Annotated in this window: 23 protein-coding genes and 1 tRNA gene; 12 read left to right on the forward strand and 12 right to left on the reverse strand. The window is 70.9% G+C overall.

What is annotated here, in order from left to right; all coding sequences use genetic code 11:
• Window positions 1-273 precede the first annotated feature (273 nt).
• On the reverse strand, window positions 274-1,191 hold the full coding sequence (locus tag WME90_RS31920) for a TIGR01777 family oxidoreductase (RefSeq protein WP_437275814.1): 918 nt from the start codon (window positions 1,189-1,191) through the stop codon (window positions 274-276).
• A gap of 128 nt (window positions 1,192-1,319) precedes the next feature.
• On the opposite strand from WME90_RS31920, the gene WME90_RS31925 reads away from it, so the two are divergent.
• Window positions 1,320-2,414 carry a hypothetical protein gene (locus WME90_RS31925; protein ID WP_437275815.1) on the forward strand — a complete coding sequence of 365 codons (1,095 nt, stop codon included), beginning with the start codon at window positions 1,320-1,322 and terminating at the stop codon, window positions 2,412-2,414.
• 96 nt (window positions 2,415-2,510) lie between these two features.
• On the opposite strand, the gene WME90_RS31930 is transcribed toward WME90_RS31925, so the two are convergent.
• Window positions 2,511-3,284 carry an acyl-CoA desaturase gene (locus WME90_RS31930; RefSeq protein WP_437275816.1) on the reverse strand — a complete coding sequence of 258 codons (774 nt, stop codon included), beginning with the start codon at window positions 3,282-3,284 and terminating at the stop codon, window positions 2,511-2,513.
• A 159-nt stretch (window positions 3,285-3,443) separates the two neighbouring features.
• On the opposite strand from WME90_RS31930, the gene WME90_RS31935 reads away from it, so the two are divergent.
• Window positions 3,444-4,220, forward strand: a complete 777-nt coding sequence (locus WME90_RS31935) for an NTP transferase domain-containing protein (RefSeq protein ID WP_437275817.1) — start codon at window positions 3,444-3,446, stop codon at window positions 4,218-4,220.
• A 13-nt stretch (window positions 4,221-4,233) separates the two neighbouring features.
• On the opposite strand, the gene WME90_RS31940 is transcribed toward WME90_RS31935, so the two are convergent.
• Window positions 4,234-5,223 (reverse strand): D-cysteine desulfhydrase family protein, encoded by a 990-nt coding sequence (locus WME90_RS31940; protein ID WP_437275818.1) that lies wholly within the window; start codon window positions 5,221-5,223, stop codon window positions 4,234-4,236.
• Window positions 5,224-5,364: 141 nt separating this feature from the next.
• Window positions 5,365-7,155, reverse strand: coding sequence for a hypothetical protein (locus WME90_RS31945; protein WP_437275819.1), 1,791 nt, complete (start codon window positions 7,153-7,155; stop codon window positions 5,365-5,367).
• Window positions 7,156-7,366: 211 nt separating this feature from the next.
• Here WME90_RS31945 and hutH point away from each other — a divergent pair, with 211 nt between their 5' ends.
• Window positions 7,367-8,911 (forward strand): histidine ammonia-lyase, encoded by a 1,545-nt coding sequence (gene hutH, locus WME90_RS31950; protein ID WP_437283682.1) that lies wholly within the window; start codon window positions 7,367-7,369, stop codon window positions 8,909-8,911.
• Between the two features lie 198 nt (window positions 8,912-9,109).
• Window positions 9,110-9,457 carry a hypothetical protein gene (locus WME90_RS31955; RefSeq protein WP_437275820.1) on the forward strand — a complete coding sequence of 116 codons (348 nt, stop codon included), beginning with the start codon at window positions 9,110-9,112 and terminating at the stop codon, window positions 9,455-9,457.
• Between the two features lie 127 nt (window positions 9,458-9,584).
• Here WME90_RS31955 and WME90_RS31960 read toward each other — a convergent pair whose 3' ends face one another.
• Window positions 9,585-9,785 carry a hypothetical protein gene (locus WME90_RS31960; protein WP_437275821.1) on the reverse strand — a complete coding sequence of 67 codons (201 nt, stop codon included), beginning with the start codon at window positions 9,783-9,785 and terminating at the stop codon, window positions 9,585-9,587.
• A gap of 789 nt (window positions 9,786-10,574) precedes the next feature.
• A tRNA-Leu gene (locus WME90_RS31965) sits at window positions 10,575-10,660 on the reverse strand.
• Window positions 10,661-10,922: 262 nt separating this feature from the next.
• Between WME90_RS31965 and WME90_RS31970 the strand changes: the two genes are divergently transcribed.
• Window positions 10,923-11,177 (forward strand): hypothetical protein, encoded by a 255-nt coding sequence (locus WME90_RS31970; RefSeq protein WP_437275822.1) that lies wholly within the window; start codon window positions 10,923-10,925, stop codon window positions 11,175-11,177.
• Window positions 11,178-11,376: 199 nt separating this feature from the next.
• Here the strand turns inward: WME90_RS31970 and WME90_RS31975 are convergent, their stop codons facing one another.
• Together WME90_RS31975 and WME90_RS31980 are read right to left on the reverse strand one after the other, a co-directional pair.
• Complete coding sequence (locus WME90_RS31975) at window positions 11,377-11,733, reverse strand: hypothetical protein (protein WP_437275823.1); 357 nt, start codon at window positions 11,731-11,733, stop codon at window positions 11,377-11,379.
• Window positions 11,734-12,183: 450 nt separating this feature from the next.
• Window positions 12,184-13,098 carry a LysR substrate-binding domain-containing protein gene (locus WME90_RS31980; protein WP_437275824.1) on the reverse strand — a complete coding sequence of 305 codons (915 nt, stop codon included), beginning with the start codon at window positions 13,096-13,098 and terminating at the stop codon, window positions 12,184-12,186.
• An 88-nt stretch (window positions 13,099-13,186) separates the two neighbouring features.
• On the opposite strand from WME90_RS31980, the gene WME90_RS31985 reads away from it, so the two are divergent.
• On the forward strand, window positions 13,187-14,278 hold the full coding sequence (locus WME90_RS31985; RefSeq protein WP_437275825.1) for a peroxiredoxin-like family protein: 1,092 nt from the start codon (window positions 13,187-13,189) through the stop codon (window positions 14,276-14,278).
• A gap of 30 nt (window positions 14,279-14,308) precedes the next feature.
• Here the strand turns inward: WME90_RS31985 and WME90_RS31990 are convergent, their stop codons facing one another.
• The gene (locus WME90_RS31990; protein ID WP_437275826.1) at window positions 14,309-14,650 is read right to left on the reverse strand and encodes a hypothetical protein; all 342 of its coding nucleotides are present in this window, start codon (window positions 14,648-14,650) and stop codon (window positions 14,309-14,311) included.
• Window positions 14,651-14,791: 141 nt separating this feature from the next.
• On the opposite strand from WME90_RS31990, the gene WME90_RS31995 reads away from it, so the two are divergent.
• The 3 genes from WME90_RS31995 (at window position 14,792) to WME90_RS32005 (ending at window position 17,074) form a co-directional block, all read left to right on the forward strand.
• Window positions 14,792-15,559, forward strand: a complete 768-nt coding sequence (locus tag WME90_RS31995) for a helix-turn-helix domain-containing protein (protein WP_437275827.1) — start codon at window positions 14,792-14,794, stop codon at window positions 15,557-15,559.
• Window positions 15,560-15,725: 166 nt separating this feature from the next.
• The gene (locus WME90_RS32000) at window positions 15,726-16,472 is read left to right on the forward strand and encodes an outer membrane lipoprotein-sorting protein (protein WP_437275828.1); all 747 of its coding nucleotides are present in this window, start codon (window positions 15,726-15,728) and stop codon (window positions 16,470-16,472) included.
• 383 nt (window positions 16,473-16,855) lie between these two features.
• Window positions 16,856-17,074 (forward strand): hypothetical protein, encoded by a 219-nt coding sequence (locus WME90_RS32005; RefSeq protein WP_437275829.1) that lies wholly within the window; start codon window positions 16,856-16,858, stop codon window positions 17,072-17,074.
• Between the two features lie 153 nt (window positions 17,075-17,227).
• Here WME90_RS32005 and WME90_RS32010 read toward each other — a convergent pair whose 3' ends face one another.
• Window positions 17,228-17,788 carry a tyrosine-protein phosphatase gene (locus tag WME90_RS32010; RefSeq protein ID WP_437275830.1) on the reverse strand — a complete coding sequence of 187 codons (561 nt, stop codon included), beginning with the start codon at window positions 17,786-17,788 and terminating at the stop codon, window positions 17,228-17,230.
• Between the two features lie 139 nt (window positions 17,789-17,927).
• Window positions 17,928-19,343: a sugar porter family MFS transporter gene (locus WME90_RS32015; RefSeq protein WP_437275831.1), complete on the reverse strand. Its 1,416-nt coding sequence runs from the start codon at window positions 19,341-19,343 to the stop codon at window positions 17,928-17,930.
• A gap of 226 nt (window positions 19,344-19,569) precedes the next feature.
• Between WME90_RS32015 and WME90_RS32020 the strand changes: the two genes are divergently transcribed.
• Both WME90_RS32020 and polX read left to right on the forward strand, forming a co-directional pair.
• Window positions 19,570-19,875, forward strand: coding sequence for a DNA ligase LigA-related protein (locus tag WME90_RS32020; RefSeq protein ID WP_437275832.1), 306 nt, complete (start codon window positions 19,570-19,572; stop codon window positions 19,873-19,875).
• A gap of 11 nt (window positions 19,876-19,886) precedes the next feature.
• Entirely contained in the window at window positions 19,887-21,680 is a 1,794-nt protein-coding gene (gene polX / locus WME90_RS32025; protein WP_437275833.1) for a DNA polymerase/3'-5' exonuclease PolX, read from the forward strand.
• Window positions 21,681-21,684: 4 nt separating this feature from the next.
• Here polX and WME90_RS32030 read toward each other — a convergent pair whose 3' ends face one another.
• The gene (locus tag WME90_RS32030; protein WP_437275834.1) at window positions 21,685-21,816 is read right to left on the reverse strand and encodes a hypothetical protein; all 132 of its coding nucleotides are present in this window, start codon (window positions 21,814-21,816) and stop codon (window positions 21,685-21,687) included.
• Window positions 21,817-22,117: 301 nt separating this feature from the next.
• On the opposite strand from WME90_RS32030, the gene WME90_RS32035 reads away from it, so the two are divergent.
• A complete protein-coding gene (locus tag WME90_RS32035) occupies window positions 22,118-23,239 on the forward strand; it encodes a sensor histidine kinase (RefSeq protein WP_437275835.1) in 1,122 nt (373 codons plus the stop codon).
• The last annotated feature ends 84 nt before the right edge of the window (window positions 23,240-23,323 follow it).

The following is a 23,323-nucleotide window of genomic DNA, read 5'->3' on the forward strand; positions in this document are numbered from 1 at the left end:
TCCCGAAGGATTCTCGGAGCGCGATGGCGTAAGCATGGAAGCGGACGGAGCGCTTGGGGGAGCGCAGGGAAACCGCCGTCCGGGGCTCCCGATGGTACGCTGCTCGACACCGGTCGACTTCTCAGCGCGCCACCGGCGGCTCTTGTCGTGTGGGCAGCAGCTGGGCGCCGTACCGCGGCGCCCAGCTGCCCGCCTAGAAGAGCGCGCGCGCCGGCCTGGGCGCCGGTCCGCGCTGAGAGCTCGGCGGGCCGAGCTCGACCTCTGCCCGAGCGCTCAGCCGCGGAGGATCGACTCGAGCGCGGGCACGATGCGGGCGTAGCGGAACTCGTATCCCAGCTCTTCCGCCCGCTTGGGATAGACGCGCTGGCCGGTGGTGACGATCTCGGCCGCGTCGCCCATCCCCAGCTTCACCACCGCCTCGGGCACACGGAGCCACGACGGCCGGTGGAGCACGGCGCCGATCGCCTGCGCGACCTCGTCGCCGGTCTGCGCGTTCGGCGCGGTCATGTTGAAGGGGCCGCGCACCGCGTCGTTGTCCAGGGCGAGCAGGGTCATCCCCACGACGTCGTCGCGGTGGATCCACGAGATGACCTGCTTGCCGTCGCCGACCGGCCCGCCAAGGAAGAACCGGAAGGGGGCGATCATCTTGTCGAGCGCGCCGCCGCCCTCGCCGATCACGACGCCGATGCGCAGCTGCACCGACCGGACGCCGTGCTGCTCCTCGACGGCGCGGGCCGCCTCTTCCCAGCGGACGACGACGTCGGCGAGGAAGCCTTCCCCGGGCGCCGCGTCCTCGTCGAGCACCTTGTCGCCCGGCTGCGGGCCGTAGTAGCCCACGGCGGACGCGCAGAGGAACGCGCTCGGCTTGCGCTTGGCCTTGCCGATCGCCTCGCCCATGAGGCGGGTCGTCTCGACGCGGCTCCTCACGATCTCGCGCCGCGCCTCCTCGGTCCACCGCTTGACGATGGTCTCGCCCGCGAGGTGGATGACGGCGTCGACCCCGTCGACCTCGTCGAACCACGGCCCCGGGCGGTCGGAGCTCCACGACACGACGCGCGCCCCGGGCAGCGCCGCCTGCGTACGCCCGACGTCGCGGGTCAGCACCGTCACCCGATCACCCCGCGCGAGCAGCTCCTTCACGAGACCGCGCCCGATAAACCCGCTGCCGCCAGTGACAAGAACCGTCTTCACGGGATCTATCTATCACGGCTCGGACGGAGGCGGGGCTTCCCTTCGAGCGCCGCCCAGGGGGCGCTCGGACGGCCGTCAGCTGTCCAGTCGTGACGCCGAGCGCTGGAGACGGTAAGACCCCGGACGTGATGGATGACCTAGAGACCTTCAAGAAGCTTCCTCTCGGCGGCCTCGATCGCCGCTCGCTCGTGGGCTCGCTGGCCGAGCACGGCGCGCGCGTGGCGACCGAGCAGCTCGCGGCGCACCGCGCCCGCATCAGCCCGGCGGGCGCGCGCATCGCCCCGGACACCGCGGTGCTGATCCTGGGCGGGTCGAACGGCATGACCCGGGCGCTCGCCCTGCAGCTGCTCTTCGGGGAGCGGGCCGCCGTCTTCGCCGTGCACTTCGACAGCGAGAAGATGCAGATCGGCCCGCACCACGTGAAGGCGATCTCGGACGCGGCGGAGGCCGAGGGGCTCACCGCGCGCTTCTGGAACAACGACGCCACGCGGCCGCAGGTGATCGACGAGGTGGTCGCCGCGCTGAAGGAGCGGTATCGGGCGGTCCACCTCGTGAACGGCATCGCGGCCGGCGCGATGAAGCGGTACGCGGAGCACGGGCCGACGAAGGTGAAGGATCTCGACGTCGCGTTCGATCCGGTGCTCCAGACCCCTGATTTCTCGCGCCCGGAGAACATCCGCAGGCTCGGGCTCGTCGAGGTGGACGTCGCGAACGAGGCGGACATCGAGCGGACCAACAAGTTCATGGGCACGTCGTCGCTCCTGTGGGTCGAGCCGCTCGCCGCGGCGGGGCTCATCGCGAAGGGCGAGAGCGTTGTGTCCTTCTGCGACTACGACTACCCGAGCGACGATCCGGTCTACGCGATGGGCCCGCTCGCGGGCGCGAAGATCCTGCAGCGCAAGACGATGGCGGAGATCCAGGAGCGGTTCGGGGCGAAGACGGCGCGCATCTGCTATCCGGCCCTGGCGACGACGGCGCTCGGGGCGATCCCCGGCGGGCTGCTCATGTACGGGCTCAGCACGCAGATCTTGAAGGAGCGCGGGCAGTTCAAGGACGTCATCGACCTCGCGCGCGAGACGATGGAGATCTGGCGTCCGAGCTGGGATGGGAGCGATCTGCGGGTCGACGCGGCCTACCAGGCGTGTCTGCCGGAGTTCAACAAGCGCAAGGAGCAGATCGGTCCGAAGGACGTCCCTGGCGCGTTCCGGCTGCTGTTCGGGTGAGATCCCGGGCGCGGGGCCTCGGCTCCGCGCGCCGCGCTTCACGGCCGGCCGCGCTGCTCGCGCGGCCGGCGGTCATCCCCCGTGGGAGAGCGGGCTCTATCCCTCGGCCTGCGCGACCTCGGGCTCCATCCGGGCGACCTGGACCTTGTCGGACATCCGGATGATCCCCAGCAAGGCGAGCACGCGAATGACCTGATACGCCGGGTCGATCTCGAACCACCGCACCGCGAAGTTCGGGCTCATCGCGTACTTGTGGTGGTTGTTCTGGAAGAGCTCGCCGAGCGTCACGACGTCGAGGACCAGCGTGTTGCGGGAGTCGTCGTCGCTGTTGAAGTTGCGGTAGCCGTAGCGGTGGCCGCACCAGTTCACGATCGCCCCGTGCAGCGGGCCCATGGTCCAGTGGAGCGGGAGGAACAGGAACTGCCACCAGTGCGAGGCGAAGGCCACGTAGAAGAGCACGTAGCCGGCGCCCCACGCGATGCGGCCGATCCACGCGTTGCCGATGCGATCGAGCGTGGGCCACTGGGGGTAGCCGCCGAGGAAGCGCGGCTCCACGTCGGCCGTGCCGTCGTAGATCGCGTCGTAGCGGTGCGCGGTGTCCAGCATCATCCGGACAACATTCGAGTAGTACCGCGGCGAGTGCGGATCCTTCGGCGTGTCGCTGTACGCGTGGTGCATGCGGTGCAAGATCGCGTAAACCCAGGGGACGAGGTACGACGAGCCCTGCGTGAGGTACGTGAGGAAGTGGAAGATCCGCTCCCATCGCTTCGACATCGTGAACATCCGATGCGAGGCGTACCGGTGCAGGAAGAAGGTCTGGAAAAAGACCGAGAGCGTAGAGTGGGCGATGAGAACGACCGCGATCTCCATGTTCGCGTCCTAACCTGGCGGCGCGCGGCAGGGGGTCAGCTCACGGTCACGTTTCCGTAACAGGCCCCGGGTCCGAGCGGCCTCCGGTCGCCTCTATGCGCCGTGATTGCCCGTGATTCCGCGTGATTGCACGAGTCCGTTCATGGTAACAGCGGTGTCGTGAAGGCCGTGATCATCGGGGCGGGCCGGGGCAGCCGGCTGCGTCACCTGACCGAAGAGCTGCCGAAGACGCTGGTCCCGATCCTTGGGCGCCCGATGCTCGACGGCATCCTCGAGGCGCTCGCCGCGGGCGGCTTCCGGCGGTCGGATATCGTGTTCGTCTGCGGCTACAAGGCCGACGTCATCCGGGCCGCCTACCCGGATCTGACGTACGTCGAGAACCGCGACTGGGAGCAGAACAACATCCTGCTGTCGCTGCTCTGCGCGCGCGAGCACCTCGAAGGCGGCTTCGTCTCGACGTACGCCGACATCGTCTACCGGCCCGAGATCGTGGCGGGGCTTGTCCGCTCTCCGCACGACATCGCGCTCGCCTGCGACACGGACTGGCGGCGCCGCTACGTGGGCCGCTCGCAGCACCCGGAGACCGACGCCGAGAAGCTCCGCGCCGGCGGCGCCGAGGCGGATCGCGTGCTGGAGATCTCGCGCCGCATCCCCTCGGAGTCCGCGACGGGCGAGTTCATCGGGGTGATGAAGCTCTCGGCCCGGGGCGCCGCGCAGTTCCTGACCGCCTTCGACGCCGCGCGCGCCGCGTTCTCGGAGCGGCCGGAGTTCCGCGAGGGCCGCACGTTCCGGCGCGCCTACCTCATCGATCTGCTCCAGCACATGGTCGAGTCCGGCGCCGCCCTCCACAAGCTCGACACCCACGGCGGCTACATGGAGATCGACACCCTGGAAGACGCGTCGCTTGCCGACGCGTGGTGGCGCGGCGCGCCCTGAGGGGCGCGCTGCCCTACAGAGCGTCGGCGAAGGCGGCGCCCTGGGCGAGGAGGCCCGGGAGGCCGCCTGTGTGCAGGAACAGCACCCGCTTGCCGGAGAGCTCGCCTCGCTCGGCCATGTCCCAGAGCCCGGAGAACGCCTTGCCCGTGTACACCGGGTCGAGGACGAGCCCCGACAGCCGCGCCGCCTGCAGGATGCGCGCTCGCTGCCCCGGGGTGGACACCCCGTAGGCCGGGCCCTTCGCGGAGTCGTCGATCACGAGGTGGGCGGGTGAGCCGAGGCGCGGCTCGAGCGCGCGCGCGTCGTCCATGATGCCGACGACGATCCGCGCGAACGTCGCCCTGTCCTCGCAGACCGCCATCGCGCGCACCTCGCCCGCGACCTCGTAGCGGGCCGCGCCGAGCGCCGTGCCCGCCGCCGTCCCGCCCGAGCCGCACGCGTGCACGATGACGTCGAACGGCTTGCCCCCCGCGAGGCCGAGGTCGAGCTGCTTCCGGATCTCCTCCATGGCGCGCACGTAGCCGAGCGCGCCGAGGCCGTTCGAGCCGCCCTCGGGGATCACGTACGGCCTGCCGCCCGCCGCGCGGATCTCGGCGGCCGCGTCGGCCATCAGGGCGCTGCGGTCCAGGTAAGCCTCGGGCGTGATCAGGCGGATCTCGGCGCCGGCGAGCCGGTCGAGCAGCACGTTGCCGTCGAGCGGCGCGGCGGCCGACGGGTCGCTCGTGCGCAGGAACAGCACCGAGCGCAGGCCGAGCGAGGCGCTGAGCAGCGCGGTCGCGCGCGCGTGGTTCGACTGGAGGCCGCCGCAGGTGATGACGCGGTCGGCGCCCTCCTCCCGCGCGGCGGCGAGCAGGTACTCGAGCTTGCGGATCTTGTTGCCGGCCTCCGCGCCCGCCGTCATGTCGTCGCGCTTCACGTAGAGGTCGACGCCGAGCGCCTCGGCGAGCCGCTGCGGGCGCTGGATCGGTGTCGGAAGGTGGCTCAGCGCGAGTCGTTTGCGCATCGTGTCTCCCCGCTGTCTGCGAGGGGCCCGCGGCTGCGCGCCGGAGGGCGGCCCTCGCCACCGCCCTCTAGCACCCTGGGCGGCCCTCGTCTGCTGTGTCGCGCGCGGGCTCGACCGAGGGCCGGGCGAGCGCTGGCCGGCTCAGTGGATCACGCCGAGCTTGAGCGTGAGCAGGTACTGATCGGGGAGCTCGGCGCCGGCGGCGTCGTCGAAGGCGCCGCCCGGGAACAGCACGCCGGCCTCGGTGCCGAGCTGGATGGTGACGAGCCTGCCCATCGCGATGCGCGCGTCGACGCCGAGGTCCAGCTCGACGCCGAGATCGCGGCGGCGGCTGTCGCCGCCGTCGTAGTTGGCGAGGCTGCCGCCCGCCCGCAGGGCGCCGTAAGGATCGACAACGTCGGAGGTCGCCTCGGCGATGACCGCGCCCGCCTTGAGGTCGAGCCAGCGCGCCGGCCGCACGATGATGCGGGGGTTCACGTAGGCGGCGCCGGGCACGCCCCCCTTGGACGGCAGCGATCTGATGCCCGGCTCGGGGGACGCGGCGAAGAGCTCCCTCTCGGCGATCGTGGCCGCGCGCGCCGTCTTCCAGGCGAGCACCTCGTCGAACAGGAGGAGCCCGACGTTGTGGCTCGGATCGAAGGTGAAGCGCCGCGACACGCCGTCCGTGGGGTCGTCGTCGCCCGAGGCGTAGCCGGCCTCGATCTCCGTGACGACGCGCCCCCACCGCCCGCCCGGCCGCGCCCCGCTGCCCGCGACGTGCACCGCGCCGAGCGTGGCCGCGCCGCCGACCGACCGCACCGCGGTGGGCGAGCGCCCGAACGCGGGGCCTGAGGGCGGCGCGGGCCCGCTCGGGGCGAACGAGGATGAGCCGAAGATCACCGCGGCCTCGAGCTCGCCGTAGACGTGGGCGCGGCCCCCCGGCACCGGCGCGTCGAACCTGCCTGCCACGTCGAGGATGCCCGCGGTGAGCACCTCGCTGAACCGGGCCGGGCTCGTCTTCGCGCGGCGCTCGCGCGCCTGCCGCCGCATGGCGCCGTAGATCCCGATCTCGCCGCGCCGCTCTCGCCAGAGCGCCGACACGACCGCCTGGAGGGCGCGATCGCCCTCGCCTTCGTCCTGCCCCTCGACGTCGTTTCCGAGCAGATCGGCCGCGTTGTCCTCGAACACGAGGTCGCCCGCGACGGTCACGTGGAGCGGCCCGCCTTTCCCCATCGGCGTGGCGGAGAAGAGGACGCGCTCCATGAGCGATCCGCGCTCGGGGTCTCCGAAGACGCTCGCGCGCTCGCCGTCGTTGACGACGAGCCCCATCCCCCAGTGCGCGCTCTGCTGGCCCACCCGGACGACGCCGAGCGACCACGGCACCTCCAGGTAGAGGGTGCGCGGGTGCATCTCGTACCACGCCAGGGCGGCGCGCGCGTCGCGCACCTGCTCGACGTCCCGCGTGGTGTCGCCGGCGATGAGCCCGCGGACGACGTCGATCTGCGCCACGATCGAGGCCTTGTCCTTGAAGTGGAGGCGCGGCGAGAGGCGCAGCCAGTGGGCGAGGTACTGGCTCTGCCCGAGCGTCGTCGCGCTCCGATCCGACAGGGGCGGCGCCCGGAGCGGCAGATCGCTCATGGCGCGGTGGCGGAGCTGGTACTCGGCCTGCAGAGAGAACGTCACCCGCGTGGGATCCGGCGGGGGCGGCGGCTTGCGGCCGGTGTCGAGCACGAGGCGCTCCTCGAAGGCGTCGACGTCCGGCGCGGCCGGCGCGAGCGGTGCGGCCGGCGCAGCCGGCGGAGAGCCTGGGCCTGCGTTCACCCCGTCGATGGGCTGAGCAGCGCTCGGGGAGCCTGGCCCTGCGTTCGCCCCGTCGACGGGCTGAGCGGCGCTCGGCGAGGCGAGCGCGACAGCAAACGCAAGGGGGGCGAGGGTGACGAAGGCGAAGCGCATCGGAAGCAAGCAGCCGCTCACCGGCGCCCGGCCGGGAACGCGCGCCCGAGAGGATAGGCGGATCGATCCCCGCGGGGCACTGGATTCTTCCGTTTCCGGCGCGCGGCTGGCTTTTCGCGGGGCATCCGCCGCTCTAGCGTGCGCCTTCGTGACCCTCTCCACGCCGAGCGCCGCCGCTGGTCCTGCCGCTTCGTCACCTCCGTCACCTCCGTTGCTCCTCGGCCGTCCGCTCTCGCTCGCGGATCTCGAGGACGTCGCGCGACGCGGTCGCCCGGTGGCGATCTGCGCCGAGGCGCGGGAGCGCGCCGCGGCGTCACGGCGCGCGATCGACGCGATCGCCGCGGCGGGCGACGCCGCGCCGGCTGTGTACGGGATCAACACCGGCTTCGGCGCGCTCGCGGAGACGCGCATCGCGGATCACGACATCCGGGCGCTCCAGCGCAACCTCGTGCGGAGCCACGCCTGCGGGGTCGGCCCGGAGCTCGGCGAGGCCGAGGTGCGCGCCATGATCGTCCTGCGCGCGCAGGTGATCGCGCTGGGGCACTCGGGGGTGCGCACGGAGGTGCTCGATCTGCTCGCCGCCTTGATCGAGCGCGGCGTGTGCCCGCGCATCCCTGCGCAGGGCTCGGTCGGCGCGTCGGGCGATCTCGCGCCGCTCGCGCACCTCGCGCTGACGCTCATCGGCGAGGGGGAGGCGCGCTTCGAGGGGCAGCTCCTGCCGAGCGCGGTGGCGCTCGCGAAGGCCGGCCTCGCGCCGCTCGAGCTCGCGGCGAAGGAGGGGCTCGCGCTGATCAACGGGACCCAGTACATGACGGCGCTCGGCGCGCTGGCGCTGCGGGACGCGGCCGCGCTCTGCACGGTCGCGGACATCGCCGGGGCGGTGAGCCTGGAGGCGCTGATGGGCTCGAAGCGCCCGTTCGACGAGCGGCTGATGCGCGTCCGCCCGCACCCCGGTCAGGCCTGCACGGCCGGCAACCTGCGCGCGTTGCTCGCGGGCAGCGAGATCATGCAGAGCCACGCGGACTGCCCCCGGGTGCAGGACGCCTACTCGCTCCGCTGCATGCCCCAGGTCCACGGCGCGACGCGCGACGCGGTCGCCTGGGCCGCCGAGGTGCTGACCCGCGAGGTCAACAGCGTCACGGACAACCCCACGGTGTTCCTCGGGGACGGGGGGGATGGCGGCGCCGAGCTGATCTCGGGCGGCAACTTCCACGGGCAGCCGGTCGCGCTCGCCCTGGATCTCGCCGCGATGGCGGCGGCCGAGCTCGCGAACATCAGCGAGCGGCGGGTCGAGCAGCTGGTCAACCCCGCGCTGTCGACCGGGCTCACGCCGTTCCTGGCGCCGCACAGCGGGCTGCACTCGGGGTTCATGATCGCCCAGGTGGCGAGCGCCTCGCTCGTGAGCGAGAACAAGGTGCTCTGCCACCCGGCGAGCGTCGACTCGATCCCCTCGAGCGCCGGCCGCGAGGACCACGTGAGCATGGGCAGCATCAGCGCCCGCAAGCTCGCGCAGGTGATCGAGAACGTCCGCAGCTCGCTGGCGATCGAGCTCATCACGGCGGCGCAGGGCGTGGACCAGCGGCTCCCGCTCCGCCCGAGCGCAGGCGTCGCCGCCGCCCACGCCGCCATCCGCCGCGTGGTCCCCGGGCTCACCGAGGACCGCCCCCTCTACCGCGACATCGCAGCGGCCGCCGAGCTCATCCAGAGCGGGGAGCTCATCGCCGCGGTGGAGGAGGCGGTGGGGCCGCTCAACTGATTATTTCTGTCGGAGCGGTCAGAGCGGTCAGAGCGGGGCGTTCATCGCCACGGTCGAGGGGGAAGAAGAGGTGGTGGGGCCGCTCAACTGATTATTTCTGTTACGAAAGTTACATCTGAGACGATTTAGAGGAAAACTTACGCGAGATCAGGGAATGCGATCGCTCCATTGGGCGGCGAGTTGCTGTACATTGGCTCAGTGCCCATTCCGGTCAGCGCGCCGCCGTTTCCCTTCGATGCCGTGCGGGATCTGCTCGGGGTTGTGCGGACGATCTACGTGGCGGCGAAGGAGGGGGGCTCGTCGCGGGAGGAACTCGCTCGCATCGCGCAGGTGGGCAAGGAGCTGAGCCGAGCGCTGGATCTGGCGGGGTCGCCCCAGCAGGGGGCGTCGGGGCTGACGGCGGCGTGGAAGGTGGCGGACAGGGCGATGCTCCAGGTGAACGACCTGGTGGATCCGCTGACGCCGGCGGCGCCGCTCCTGATGGCAGCCCGGAGCCGGGTGACGGGGAGCCGGCTGGCCCTGCGGAGCAAGCCGCAGGGGCGGTGAAGGGAGAGGGAGAGCGGGGCGCCGAGCGGCCCGGGCGTCGGACAGGTTGGCCGGGAACGGAGCCGCTCAGACGAGGAGAGGCGAGGAGAACGGAGGCCCTTCAGGGCTTACCGTGTGGATAAAATCGTCAGCTACGGCCGAAGAACCTGCGGCCTCGCGACCGCTCGGCGTCGCGCCGGATGCCCTGCATCACCACGCGAATGAGCTCGCGGTTGTAAGCGCGCTTGTCGTGGCGCTTGTGCTCAGGAAGCTTGACGCCCAGAGAGTGCGCAAGGCGCTCTACGTTCTCTACCTTCGCCTCACGCAGACAGTCGATGTCCAGATCCATGTAGTGGCGCTCCCCCTTACTCGAACCCAAGAGCCTTGTCGAGCTCAGAGGAGCGGAGACGAGCGGGTTCTTTTCTTTCATCGCACTGCCACAGGGTTCCATCAGCCCGTGACGGGCGCGCGGCGCCCAGGGCAAGTCGGCGCGGCGATCATCGGACCGTGTGAGCCGACATGGCCGGAGCGCAGAGGGTGTAGCCGCCGTGGTCCTGGCCGACTGTCCCAGGCAGGAGAAGGGCGCCTCGGAGCACGGACAGACGACGCCACGCCGCAGGAAAACCTCCCGCCGGCCTCCGGGGAGCGTTGCAACTCTCCGGGGAGGCTCACGGCAACCTCCGGGTTGAGTTGCAACTCTCCGCGGAGGCTCGCGACAGCCTCCGGGTTGAGTTGCAACGGTCCGCGGAGACTCTCGGCAGCCTTCGGGTTGAGTTGCAACTCTCCGGGGAGGCTCTCGGCAGCCTCCGCGTTGAGTTGCAACGGTCCGCGGAGGCTCTCGGCAGCCTCCGCGTTGAGTTGCAACGGTCCGCGGAGGCTCTCGGCAGCCTCCGAACGTAATTTAGGTCACGGAATGCGCAACGATGCGGCCGGTCATGGGCCTGCGGACAGTCGGAGACGAAGGGACAGTCCGGCTCAAAAGGAAAAACCCAACGTAGCGAGAACGGGTCAGCACACCGGCGGAGCCTGCCAGCGGGAGCGATGTACGTGGCGCGTGTGGACCGGTCCATCGCCATGCCTGCCGGGCAGGCCCTTCTGGCCGGAGAGCATGACCCCGCCGACGAGCACCTCCCCTGCCTGGTAGCCCCGCCCGGACTCGAACCGGGACGCCCGCGAGGGCCGCGGATTTTAAATCCACCGCGTCTGCCATTTCGCCACGGGGCCAAGATGTTGATTTAGCTACTACTTTCCGTTTCGCTGTCCCGCCCCCGCCCTCCTCCGTGCCGCTTCTTGTGACGTTTCCCCCGCGCTCGGGGATCGTCTCGGCGAGGGAAGCTAGCTCGCCGAGGCCCCGCTCTGCAAACGTCCTGGCCGCCCGGCGGTATCTCTGGGTCATGACGGAGCTCCGGTGCCCGGTTCGGTCGGCGACCCAGGTCTCGCTCCGGCCGTTCGCCAGCCCGGCTGTGATGAAGGTCGAGCGCGTGTCGTGGGCGCGTACCTGCTGGCGCTCGTCGGAGTCCTCGAAGAGCTCCGGGTGATCGAAGCCGGCGAGCTAGAGGTACGCGCGAAACCGCTCGGCCGCGTGCTCGACGCTGAAGCGCTCGCCGTCCTCGTTGACGAAAAGCGGCGCAGAGGGAGCTGGGTTGTCGCGCAGCGCGAGCCAAGCGTGGGGCGCTGGAGCGACGCGGGACGACAGCGCCCACGCGCGGGGGTCATTCGTCTTGTTCGTCTTCAGGCGTAGCCCACCGCGTTCGAGGTCGACCTACTGCACCTGGAGGCGCGCCGCCTCAGGATCTCTCCGCCGCTTGCCTCCGCGGCGGGCTCTTTATTGCGTGGTGGCGACGGATGGAGTCCTCCGCAATGACGAGTTGATAGACGCGCTTGCGACGATTCGCGTGCTCCTTGAGCCGCCGACGACTCCATGGGACATTACTGCTCATTCAGCAGGGAAACGTGAGGCATTGCCACAAGGCTGTCCCCGCCTCCGGATTCAGCGCGCACGTGCAGCGCACGGAGGTGCAGCCGGGCGCCTTGGGGCACTCGAGGCCGACGTGGTCCGGACACGCCGTGCCGTCCAGCATGAGCAGCTCCTCGCTGTCCGTGGGGCACACGAGGGGCTGACACGCGGCCGGCGTCGTGCAGGACCACGCGCCGCCCTGGCAATGACAGACCGGCCCACAGTCCGAGTACCCGCCGCAGGTCATCCCTTCCGTGTCGCAGCACGCGCCGTCCGGCGGCGGCACCGTAGGCCCGCGGAGCTCGAGCGGCTGGAAGGTCTCGGCGTCGAGGCAACCCACGGCGCTGCCACTGCACGAACATGTGGCCTTGGGCGCCACGCACTGAGCCGTCGTCGCGCAGAGTTCGCCGGAATCACTCCATGGCGTACACGCGCCGCCCGCGCTGCCGGAACCACCCGCCGCACCCGCGCCGCCCGCCGCGCCCGCGCCGCTGGAGCTGGCCGTCATGCCCGCGCCGCTGGAACCACCCGCCGCGCCCGCGCCGTCGGAGCCGCCCGCTGCGCCAGCGCCGCTTGTCGTTTCAGCGCTGAGATTCGAGGATCCGCAGGCCGCTGAAACACTCAACGCGAGGAGGAGGAGAAACCAGGAGCGCATGCCCCAGCTTAGCAAGCGGAGCGTTCCTCTCCGAATGCAGCGTGCGTTGCTACGCAGACGACCCAGGTCGCCGAACCGCGCTCACCGCTCACCAGAAGACGGCGCCGATCCGGGCGCAGGCGAGGCTCTGCTCGATCATCGCGCAGCGCGCCGCTTCCCCGCGCCGTCGGGCGCGAGGGCGCGGCGGAGGTGATCGGTGAAGGCGCGCACCTTCGGCAGGACGTGGCGGGTCGGGAGCGATACGACCGAGATCGCGGCCGCATCACACGCGGTGTCCGGGAGCACTTCGACGAGCTTCCGCGCCTTGCCCGCGCGCGCCAGCATGAAGTCGCAGAGCCACGCGAGGCCGGCGCCCTCGATCGCCAGCTCGATCAGCGCCTCGCCGTCGTCGACGACGAGGCGCCGCGTGGGCGCGATCTCGCGCACCTTCGCGCCGTCGCGGAGGCGCCACGGGATGAGCCGGCCGTGCAGCGCGTACCCGAGGCGCACGTGGCGCTCGAGGTCGTCGACCGTGCGAGGCCGGCCGTGCTCGCGCAGGTAGCCGGGCGCGCCGCAGACGAGCATCCGAGAGCGGCCGACCGGGCGCGCGATCAGACCCGAGTCCGGCAGCGTGCCCAGCCGGACCGCGACGTCGATCCGCTCCGACGCGAGATCGGCCGGGTCGTCGCGCAGCACGAGCTCGACGTCGACCTCGGCGTAGCGCTCGGCGAAGCGCGCGAGCACCGGCACGATCACGTGACGGCCGATCACCGTCGGCGCCTCCACGCGGAGGAGCCCGGCCGGTCGATCGCGCAGACCCGAGGTGGCGCGCTGCGCGTCGTCGAGCTCGCGCAGCGCGGCGCGGGCGCGCTCGAAGAACCCGCGCCCTTCGTCGGAGAGCGTCACCGCGCGCGTGGTGCGGTGGAAGAGCCGCACGCCGACCTCGCCCTCGAGCTGCTTGATGCGGCGGCTGAGCGCGGACGGCGTGACGCGCAGCCGGCGCGCGGCGAGCGTGAAGCTCCCGAGCTCCGCGGCCTCGACGAACGCTTCGATCGCTGCGAGCCGGTCCATGTCGCACCTCGATTGATGCGTATCATGCACGAAAGTTGTTCGCCTTCGGCGATGGTTTGCGCCGCGCGCACGAGCCACGGTGCCCTGCATGAGCACCGTGAACGTCGGCGCCACCTCTCCCAGCCCGCGCGCCCGGGCGGTCATCCTCGGAGCGATCACGACGCTCGTCGCGACCGCGATCCACCACGTCTACGGCAGCGTTCGGTACGCGACGCCGTGGCGCCTCCACGGCGCCGCCGTCGCGCTCGCGCTCTGCGTCCCCATCACGCTGGCGTACTCGGTGTACCGGCGGCGCCCGGGCACGCGCGCCGGCTGCATCTCCGGGGGCTCGCTCGCGGCGCTCGCCCTCGCGTTCCCGGTGACGTCGATCGGGCTCTTCGAGGGCGCATACAACCACCTCGCGAAGAACGTCCTCTTCTTCGCGGGCGCGCCTCGCGACCTGCTCCTCCGGATGTTCCCGCCGCCCACCTACGAGCTCCCCAACGATGCCTTCTTCGAGATCACCGGCGTCGGGCAGATCGTCCCCGCGGCGATCACCGCGATCGCGGCCCTCGGCCTGATCGGCGACCTGCGCCGCCGTGTCACGAGGCTCGCGCCCGGGGCCGTGCTCGGCGCGCGCGAGCTCGTGGGCGTCCACGGCGAGCGGATCCGCATCCCCGATCCCACGCGGATCGTTCACCTCCAGCTCCGTCGCTTCGCGGGCTGTCCGGTGTGCAACCTCCACCTCCGCTCGGTCACCGTGCGTCACGACGAGATCGCGGCGGCCGGGATCCGCGAGGTGGTCGTGTTCCACTCGAGCGCCGACGAGCTCCGGCTCCACGCCGGCGGGCTCCCCTTCGCGGTGGTGCCCGATCCCGAGAAGCGGCTGTACGCAGAGCTCGGCGCCGAGCCGTCGCTCCTCTCGGTGTTCGATCCGCGCGTGTGGCCCACCATCGTCCGCTCGGTGGCGAGGAGCGCGATCGCGATCCTGCGCGGGCGCGAGCGGCCGCCCGCGCTGATCCCGACCGGCGGTCGCTTCGGGCTCCCGGCCGACTTCCTCGTCGCGCCCGACGGCCGCGTGCTCGCGAGCAAGTACGGCGAGCACGCGGGCGATCAGTGGTCGGTCGACGAGATCATCGCGCTCACGCGTGCCCCTGCGGTGTCGAGCGTGCGCGCGGCCGCCGAGGTGTGCGCGCCGTGATGGAGCACCCGAGGGCTCGGCCGAGGACGCTCACGGCGGCGGGGGCCGAGGCGCGGTCGGCCTGACGGGGCGCACCTCGATCTCCGAGCCGAAGGCCAGGTTCGGGTAGCTCTTCGCGATCGCGACGGCGCGGTCGAGGTCGGCCGCGTCGACAACGAGCACCGCCGCGATCGCGCGGTCGGGCGGGACTGGGCTGACGCCGGCGTCCGAGACGACCGTTCCGGCGCCCGCGTCGTCGAGTGGGCACGCCAGGCGGAGCGTGCCCTCCTCGTGGCGCGCGAGCACCCAATCGCGCGCGGTTGCATTGCGCTTCGGCAGCTCGGCCGCGCTCGTGGAGCGTGTGGGACGAAAGATCAAGACGAACTCGGGCATGGTACCTTCCTTGGTAGCGTGAGGTTCGCGAGGCGCTCGGGTCTCGACGCGCTCACACTGGCTGGCCCGGTCCCGCCTGAATTGTACGAATTCATCGATCTGCTCGGCGGGCGCTCCCCGATCCGGTACGATCCACAGGCGATGAAGCTCGTCGCACCCAGCGCCGCGCTCGCGCCGTTCGTGCGCGCGTTCATGCTCGTGGAGGTCGACGAGGAGACGACGCACCTGCGTCTGCCCGAGCTGGGGCTCGTGCTCGGCGTGCGCGATCGCGGCGCCGCGAGCGTGCTGGACGGCGAAAGCGCCTCGCGCTTGCCCGACGCGATGCTCTCCGGGATGACGAGCACGGCGCGGCTCATGCGCACCAGCGCGGGCGGCCGAATCACGCTCGCGCTGTTCCGGCCTGGCGGGGCCGCGGCGTTCTTCCCTCAGCCGCTCCACGAGCTCTTCGGAAAGACGTCGACGCTCCTCGACCTCGTCCCGCGCGCGGACATCGAGCGCCTGAGCACGCGCGTCGCGGAGGCGAGCGACGACGCCACGAGGATCGCGGCCCTGGAATCGATGCTGCTCGAACGGTGCCAGACCGCGGTCCTCGATCCCGTCGTCGCTGCGGCCGTGCGCACGCTCGAGGAGGCGCGGGGCGCGGTGCGCATCCGCGCCCTCGCGCGGCACCTCGGCATCAGCCAGGATCCGCTAGAGAAGCGGTTCCGGCGCGCCGTAGGCGCGACGCCGAAGCAGCTCGCGTCGCTGCTGCGCCTGCGCCACGCCCTGGAGGCCTGGAGGCCGGGCTCGAGCCTCGCCGAGCTCGCGCAGCAGGCCGGCTACTTCGATCAATCCCACTTCACACGCGAGCTGCGCGCTGTCACCGGCCAGCCCCCCGGGCGCTTCCTGCGTTCAAGTGTGCGACGCTGAGCGCGCTCGCCAGGCCCGTCGCAGGGGTTCGTGCGGAGGCGCCGGCCGCCGAGCGCGCCTCCACTCTGTTCGATATCGGGGCCACCGCCCCAAGCTCCAGTGCCCTGATCAACAACGGCGGCTCCGCCCCGGCAAGCGGCGGGCCCCCCAGCTCTCCGAGGTCCCGATGAGGTTTTCGCACTTCGTTTCCATCCTTGCCACCACGGTCGCGCTCGGTCTCTCGCACGCCCCCGCGGCGCTGGCCGACGACGCCGCCGACAAGGCCCTGGCAGCGACCGAAACGGCCATGAACAAGGCCAAGACGCTCTACTTCGAATACGAGGCCAAGACGACGGAGAGCGGCAAACCCGACAAGACCGTCGGCATCAACGTGTGGATGAAGGGCGAGAAGCGCCTCGCCGAGTTCACCGCTCCCGCGGACCTCAAGGGCACAAAGGTCCTCATCCTCTCCCCTTCCGAGATGTACGTCTATCTGCCGTCCTTCGGCAAAGTCCGCCGCATCGCCAGCCACACCAGCGATCAGAGCGCCTTCGGCATGGCCTTCAGCCAGGAAGACCTGGCCACTCAGAAGTACGGCAGCTACACGCCGGCCATCAGCTCCTCCAGCGGCAAGGAGGTCAAGCTCACGCTCACCCCCAAGAGCGGCCAGACAACCTCCTACGCCAAGATCGAGATGACGGTCACGAAGGACAAGAACGTCCCCAGCGAGATAAAGTATTATAACACCGAGGGCAAGCTGGTGAAGACCGAGACCCGCACCGGCTACTCCTGCGACAGCGACGTCTGCACCCCCGGCACCCTCAAGATGGTGGACCACACAAAGAACCTCACCACAACGATGACGCGCAAGAAGGTGAAGGTGAACGAGTCCATCAACGACGACACGTTCTCCAAGCGCAACCTGGAGAAGTGAGCGACCGGGGCAGCGCAGGAGCTGCACAACCGTACGATAGGACACCAAAGTGGACGCGCCGCAGGGTCGCGGGGGCTGCGCAGGAGGGCGCCGAGGCCGCTGAGCAGGGTCGCGGCGGCTGCGCAGCAGGGCGCCGAGGCCGCGCAGCTTGCGTACGAGCGGAGCGTTCGGGAGCTTGTCGACCGGCAAGCGCCCATCGCCCTCGCGAGCTCGTCGCCAGAAAGCCCAGTCAGGTGTTCAGGTAGGGTGCTGAGAGATCACCTACCTCCGCCGCGCTCAACGCGCCGGCGCGGCCTCGCATCCAGGCGGCCGAAAGGGTGGCAGCAACGCCGTCGCATCCGCAAGCGCGCGCCGATACCTATCCGGGCTGCTACCTTCTCCCCATGCCCTCCACGCGCCTCTCTGACGCCGAGATCCTCCGCATGGTGCCGCCACGCGACCGCGCCGCGCTGCTCCGGCTCGGCCTCGACCTGAACAATCCAGCGGACGCGGCGCTCTTCGTCTCGGGTGTCCGCGCCGCAGACGACGCTATCGCGGCGCAGGAGCGCTGGGAGCGCACAGCGTTGAGCAGCCCCTCGAAACGCGTGCGATCGCCCCTGTAACCGGTCGCCGTCTGCAGCCAGAGCGCGCGCGGCACGTTGTCCCGCGTCGTGCTGACGTCAATGCGGGGCCCACGCGCCGTTCGCGCTGCGCGCTGCGCGCCGCGTGCCGCGCGGTACAGCGGACCGCGCTGGCCTGCCCTCTCCGGCGCCGCTTCACCCGGCTCGCGTGCCCCCGCGCGAGGTGAGCGCGACCCGCAGCCCCGTCCTGTCGAGCTCGGCAGAAGGCAGCCACTCCAGGATGCCGCTTATGGCCCGATCGATGGCGCCAGGATCGGCGCCGTCGCTGAGCATGTACTCCTCCGCGACGACCTGTCGCGGCACGTCGATGGCCAGCAGCGCCGCCGCAATGACAACTCCGGTCCGGTCTCTCCCCGACGTGCAGTGTACGTAGACCGGCCAGGCCAGCTCGGGCGTCGCGAGCACGGCGAGGGCCTTGCCGAGCCAGCTCCTCACCCGACGCTGCCGCGTGTCGTAGTTCTCGATGTCATCCTCCGCGGCGACATGTACATGCTCGATTCCCATCAGATGAGCAGGATCCGGGCCACGTCGGAGGTTCAGTATGGTGCCGGGTGCGCCGAGATCGCCGGCCGTCGTCATGAGGTCGAACCGCCCGCCTCGGAGCAGCCGGCCAGCAGGGATCGGCGATACGTCGAGCCAGAGGCCGAGGATCTCGCCGACATCCCGGTAGTTGGCCGGTCGGAACGTCTCGCTCATACGCTGCCGTACTCTCGGCTGAAATACGGGCCGTGCGCAAGCTCGCGCTCATCACGGGCGCAACCCACGGTATCGGGGTATCGACCTCGAGCTCACGCTTCGGGGGCTCGCCGCCCGCTCCTCGCGGGGCGGGCGCACATCACATCTCCTCGAGCTCCTTGCCCTTCGTCTCGGGGATGAAGGCGACGACGAACACAAGCGAGGCCGCGGCGGCGGCTGTGTAGAGCCCATAAGCGATGCCCAGGCCGGCCGCCTTGAGCGCGGGGAAGGTCGCGCTCACGAGGAAGTTGGCCAGCCATTGCGCGGCGGCCGCGATCGAGAGGGCGAGGGCGCGGATGCGGTTCTCGAACATCTCACCGAGCAGCACCCAGGTCACCGGCCCCCAGGACGCCCCGAAGGAGAAGACATACAGGTTGGCAGCGAGCAGCGCGGCAGGGCCGGCGGCGCCCATCAGGACGGGGTTGCCCGCGGCGTCCTCGCCCGCGGCGCCGAACACGGCCGCCATGGCGCCGAGCGTCAGCGTCATGCCGATCGATCCCGCGATGAGCAGCGGCCGGCGACCTACACGGTCGACGGTCGCGATGGCGACGAGGGTGGTCACGATGTTCGTGATGCCGGTGATGACCGTGATGGCGAGCGAGCTCCGCTCGTCGAACCCGACCGCCTGCCAGAGGACGCTCGAGTAATAAAAGATGACGTTGATGCCGACGAGCTGCTGAAACAGCGAGAGGCCGATGCCAATCCAGACGATGCGGAGCAGCCCAGCGCGCCCCCGCAGATCCGCGAGCCTGGGCCGGTGCTCGGACGAGATCGTCCTCTGGATCTCGAGCAGCTTCGTCTGGGCGGCCGCGCCGAGCAGGCCACGGAGCACGGCGAGCGCCTCGTCCACACGCCCCCTCGCGATGAGATAGCGCGGAGACTCGGGGATCAGCAGCGCGCCGAGCCCGTAGAGGAGCGCCGGTGGAATGGCGGTCCAGAACATCCATCGCCAGGCGTGTAACCCGAGCCAGAACGGATTCGCCGCCGAGCCCGCGGCCGTCGCGATGGCGTAATCGCCGAGCAAGGCGACGAAGATGCCGACAACGATCGCGAGCTGCTGGAGCGATCCGAGGCGGCCCCGCAGGTGAGCCGGCGCGATCTCGGCGATGTACGCCGGCGCGACGACGCTGGCCGCGCCGATGGCCACGCCGCCGAGCACCCTCCATGCGCTGAAGTCCCAGGGAGAGATGGCAGCCCCCGAGCCCGCCGCGCTGACGACGAAGAGCAGCGATGTCGCCACCATCGTCCGCGTCCGGCCGTAGCGGTCGGCCAGCCTGCCTGCGAGCACCGCGCCGACAGCCGCGCCGAGCAGCGCCGAGGACACCGACAGGCCCACCGTGCCCGCGTGCGCCGTGAACATCTTCTCCAGCGCGCCGACGGCCCCGTTGATCACAGCGGTGTCGAACCCGAACAGGAAGCCGCCCAGCGCGGCGACGGACGCGATAAGGGCGATCCGTACCGTCGAGAGCTGCTCCTCACCGCCTCCATCCCCCTGCTGCCCCGCGGGCTCCCCCATGCCCGCGGTGAACCACGAACCGTGCCGCCGAGCTTCATCAGCTCGAGCGCCACAGGCGCGCATGGATCTCGAGCCATGCGATCCCATCGCCTGCGGTCACCCCGAGCGTCCGAGCGCCAGATAGGGTGGCACAACACCTGCTTCCATAAACGGCTAACAACGACCGGCAAACGGCGCGGCGGTGAGAGCGATCGAGCGCATCGCCAGCTGAAAGGGAGGCCCATGCATGAGCACGGCATTGCCAGCCGGGGTGACGCGCCTTCCGCGCGCGGACGCGCGACGTCGGATCGAGGCCTTGCGCCGCGAGATCCGGGGCCACGACCACCTCTACTATGAGCTCGATCGGCCGGTCCTCTCGGACGCCGAGTACGATCGCCAGCTCTGCGAGCTGAAGCGGCTGGAAGGGCTCTATCGGGAGCTCGTGACGCCGGACTCGCCGACGCAGCGCCCCGGCTCCAAGCTCGAGAAGGCCAGGGCGCTCGGCATCACCCTGCTGACAGAGGACGAGTTCCGGAAGCTCGTCCAGGCGTGAACGGGGGGCGCATGGAGAACATCGAGCTCGCTCGGATCTTCGAGGAAGTGGCGGATCTGCTCGAGATCCAGGACGAGAGCCCGTTCCGCGTGCGGGCCTACCGCACTGCAGCGCGCACCCTGACGGCGCTCGTCGCGCCCGTGGCCGGGCTCGTGGAGCGCGAGGGCCCCGGCGCGCTCACGGCGCTGCCTGGGATCGGCAAGGATCTCGCGGGAAAGATCGTCGAGCTGCTCGGGACCGGCGAGCTGGCGATGCTGAAGGAGCTGACGGCGAAGACCCCCGAGAGCCTCGTCGAGATGATGCGGATCCCGTCGCTCGGGCCAAAGCGCGCGCGGCTCTTGTACGACAAGCTCGGCGTCGAGACGGTGGACGAGCTCGAGCAGGCCGCGCGGTCGGGCCGCCTCGTCGGCGTGCGCGGCTTCGGCGAGAAGCTCGCCGCGACGATCCTCGACGGCTGCGTGAAGCGACGCGCGACCGCCGGGCGCGCGCGGCTCGCGGACGCCGAGGCGCAGGTCGAGCCGCTGCTCAGGCACCTCCGGGCCGCGCACGGGGCCCTGGCCGTCGAGGTGGCCGGCAGCCTCCGGCGCCGTAAGGAGACGGTGGGCGACGTCGATATCCTCGTGTCCGCGAGGCACGGCGAGCCCGTCGCGTCACGCCTGATGGAGTATCCGGACATCGAGCGGGTGCTCGCCCGCGGCGCGACGAAGTGCTCTGTCGTGCTGCGGTCCGGGCTCCAGATCGACGTCCGCATCGTGCCGCCGGAGTCCTACGGAGCGGCCCTCCACTACTTCACCGGCTCGAAGGCCCACAACATCTCGATTCGCACGCTGGGCGTGAGTCGAGGGCTGAAGATCAACGAATACGGGGTCTTCCGGGGCGACCGGCGGATCGCGGGCCAGGCGGAGGAGGACGTCTTCCGGGCGGTAGGATTGCCCTGGATCCCGCCCGAGCTGCGCGAGGACGCGGGCGAGATCGAGGCCGCGCGCGAGCGGCGGCTCCCCGAGCTCGTCGAGGTCGGCGCCATCCGGGGCGACCTCCACGTGCACACGACGTACACCGACGGACGCGACGCGCTCGCGGCGATGGTGGGGGCGTGCAAGGCCCGCGGGTACGACTACGTGGCCATCACCGATCACACGCAGGCGATCCGCGCGGCGGGCGGGCTCGACGCGTCGGGGTTCCGCGAGCAGGCGCGGGCCATCGAAGAGCTCCGCCGGACGATCGGCGGGATCACGATCCTGCACGGGGCCGAGGTCGACATCCTCGAGGACGGGGCGCTCGACCTCGATGACGCGACGCTGGCGACGCTCGATTACGTCGTCGCCAGCGTGCACTCGAAGCTGACGATGCCGGAGCCGGCGATGACCCGCCGTGTCCTCCGCGCGCTCGAGAGCCCGTTCGTCACGGCCCTCGGCCACCCGACCGGGCGCCTCCTCGGCAAGCGCGAGCCCTACGCGCTCGATATCCCGCAGCTCGCGCGCGCCGCGCGCGAACTCGGCGTGCTGCTCGAGATCGACGCTCAGCCCGAGCGCCTGGACCTCTGCGACATCCATATCCGCCTCTCGCGAGAGGCCGGCGCGAAGCTCGTCGTCGCCTCCGACGCGCACGCCGTGGGGGAGCTCGGCTTCATGCGCCACGGGATCGATCAGGCGCGGCGGGGCTGGTGCACCGCGGCCGACATCGCCAACACGGCCCCTGTCGCGGAGTTCCTGGAGCTCATCGGCAGGCGCAGGCGCGCGGCGAGCGCCGCCCCGAGGTCGCGTTCGGCGAGCGCCGCCCCTGCGCGTCGACGAGCACCGGCATGACGCGCTACAGCGCCGCCGTCGCCGGCCCCGCCACGATCGCATCAAGGCGCTGGAGCACCACTTCGAGCCGCTCGATCGTCGCCTTCAGATCCGCCCGGTAGGCTCGATCGTCGGTGTGGACCAGCTCGTCTCGCATCCCCACGAGCCGTGTCGACAGGGCTGTCCTCGTGTCATCCGCTTCGCGTTCGCTGAGCTCGAGATGAAGATTGCTCATATCTCCCCCTGACTCACGATGGGCAGTTTGCGCTGCCCGAGGGGAACATGGTGACGCGACGCCTCGCTGTCATCGGCCGCCGCTGGTCCTCCTTCCCGCTTCCCGCGCCCTTCAACATGACATCGCTCGGGGGCGTATGGCCGCTTGCAATGGCCGGCCAGCGAGGTCAGGGTCAGCGCCGATCATGAGCTCTCCGCCAGAGTGCAACTCGAGCTCGTCCGTTATGCGTTACGGAACAGCCCTGATTTCCGGCACAGTCGCGCTTCTCCTGGCCACCCAGGTGCCCCCGGTGTGGGCATTGAAGCTCCCCCTCGTCATGTTCTACGCGGTGCTGATCATCGCCAGCGCCTGGGTGGGCGGGCTCTGGCCGGGGCTCCTCGCGACGGTGCTTTGCGTCGCGGGTGCCGCTTACTGGCTCGAGCCGCATGGAGCCGTTCAGATAAGCCACCCCGCCGATCTCGTCGGCCTGGTGCTGTTCTTCTTGATCGGCGCGATGCTCAGCGCGCTCGGCGAGAGCGTGGCGCGGGCGATGCGGATCGAGCGCGCCTCGCGCGAGCGCGCCGAGGACACCGCGGCGGCGGAGCGCTCGACCGCGCAGATCAGAGAGCATACGCTCGCGATGGTCGCCCACGATCTCCGGGATCCGCTCGCCGTCATCGATCTGAACGCCGGGCTGATCGCGAGGGCTTCGACCGCGGGAGCGGCCGTCGAGATCTCGCGGCGCGCGGCCGTCGTGCACCGGACGGTGCAGCGGATGAACCGCCTCCTCCGCAGCCTGCTCGACACGGCCTTGATCGACTCCGGAGGGATCGCGCTCGACCTCGCGCCCGAGTCCGCGGCGATGTTGCTCGCCGAGGTGGTCGAGACCCACGCCGATGAAGCGGAGGCGAAGCGCATCCAGATGCGCTCCGAGGTTCAGGTGGGGCTCCCCCCCATGCTCTGTGACCGCGATCGAATCCTCCAGGTGCTGACCAACCTCACCGTCAACGCACTGAAGTTCACTCCACCCGGCGGGACGATCACCCTGCGCGCCGGCGTGTCAGGCCGCTTCGTGCGGCTCAGCGTGATCGACACCGGGCTCGGGATCGACGCCGATAAACTGGCCCGGATCTTCGAGCGCTACTTCGGCGACCGTCGCAAGCAGGGCGGCGGGCTCGGCCTCGGCCTCTTCATCGCGAAGGCGATCGTGGAGTCGCACCACGGCACCTTCGAGGTCGAGAGCAGCGTCGGGGAGGGATCCTCCTTCGCGTTCACGGTGCCCATCCTCCGGCAGGCCTGCGCGACGGACAAAGCCCGCGGCGCAGGCTCGACCACCACGAGCGCGAGCGGCCCTCCCCCGGCGTGACGGCGCGAGGCAGGCGGCCGACGTCGGGCGGCCTGTCTCAGACCTCAGTCCACTGCGCTCGCGCAGCCGATGCGACGGCGGGAT

It is taken from the genome of Sorangium sp. So ce375, assembly GCF_051473855.1.
GTDB lineage: Bacteria > Myxococcota_A > Polyangia > Polyangiales > Polyangiaceae > Sorangium.

Excerpts from the sequence above, each read along its gene's own strand:
- WME90_RS31925 (WP_437275815.1), top strand. The coding sequence starts at position 1,320 with ATGGATGACCTAGAGACCTTCAAGAAGCTTCCTCTCGGCGGCCTCGAT.
- WME90_RS31930 (WP_437275816.1), bottom strand. The coding sequence starts at position 3,284 with ATGGAGATCGCGGTCGTTCTCATCGCCCACTCTACGCTCTCGGTCTTT.
- WME90_RS31940 (WP_437275818.1), bottom strand. The coding sequence starts at position 5,223 with ATGCGCAAACGACTCGCGCTGAGCCACCTTCCGACACCGATCCAGCGC.
- WME90_RS31945 (WP_437275819.1), bottom strand. The coding sequence starts at position 7,155 with ATGCGCTTCGCCTTCGTCACCCTCGCCCCCCTTGCGTTTGCTGTCGCG.
- WME90_RS31960 (WP_437275821.1), bottom strand. The coding sequence starts at position 9,785 with ATGGATCTGGACATCGACTGTCTGCGTGAGGCGAAGGTAGAGAACGTA.
- WME90_RS31980 (WP_437275824.1), bottom strand. The coding sequence starts at position 13,098 with ATGGACCGGCTCGCAGCGATCGAAGCGTTCGTCGAGGCCGCGGAGCTC.
- WME90_RS31985 (WP_437275825.1), top strand. The coding sequence starts at position 13,187 with ATGAGCACCGTGAACGTCGGCGCCACCTCTCCCAGCCCGCGCGCCCGG.
- WME90_RS31990 (WP_437275826.1), bottom strand. The coding sequence starts at position 14,650 with ATGCCCGAGTTCGTCTTGATCTTTCGTCCCACACGCTCCACGAGCGCG.
- WME90_RS31995 (WP_437275827.1), top strand. The coding sequence starts at position 14,792 with ATGAAGCTCGTCGCACCCAGCGCCGCGCTCGCGCCGTTCGTGCGCGCG.
- WME90_RS32000 (WP_437275828.1), top strand. The coding sequence starts at position 15,726 with ATGAGGTTTTCGCACTTCGTTTCCATCCTTGCCACCACGGTCGCGCTC.
- WME90_RS32005 (WP_437275829.1), top strand. The coding sequence starts at position 16,856 with ATGCCCTCCACGCGCCTCTCTGACGCCGAGATCCTCCGCATGGTGCCG.
- WME90_RS32010 (WP_437275830.1), bottom strand. The coding sequence starts at position 17,788 with ATGAGCGAGACGTTCCGACCGGCCAACTACCGGGATGTCGGCGAGATC.
- WME90_RS32015 (WP_437275831.1), bottom strand. The coding sequence starts at position 19,343 with ATGGGGGAGCCCGCGGGGCAGCAGGGGGATGGAGGCGGTGAGGAGCAG.
- WME90_RS32020 (WP_437275832.1), top strand. The coding sequence starts at position 19,570 with ATGAGCACGGCATTGCCAGCCGGGGTGACGCGCCTTCCGCGCGCGGAC.
- polX (WP_437275833.1), top strand. The coding sequence starts at position 19,887 with ATGGAGAACATCGAGCTCGCTCGGATCTTCGAGGAAGTGGCGGATCTG.
- WME90_RS32030 (WP_437275834.1), bottom strand. The coding sequence starts at position 21,816 with ATGCGAGACGAGCTGGTCCACACCGACGATCGAGCCTACCGGGCGGAT.
- WME90_RS32035 (WP_437275835.1), top strand. The coding sequence starts at position 22,118 with ATGCGTTACGGAACAGCCCTGATTTCCGGCACAGTCGCGCTTCTCCTG.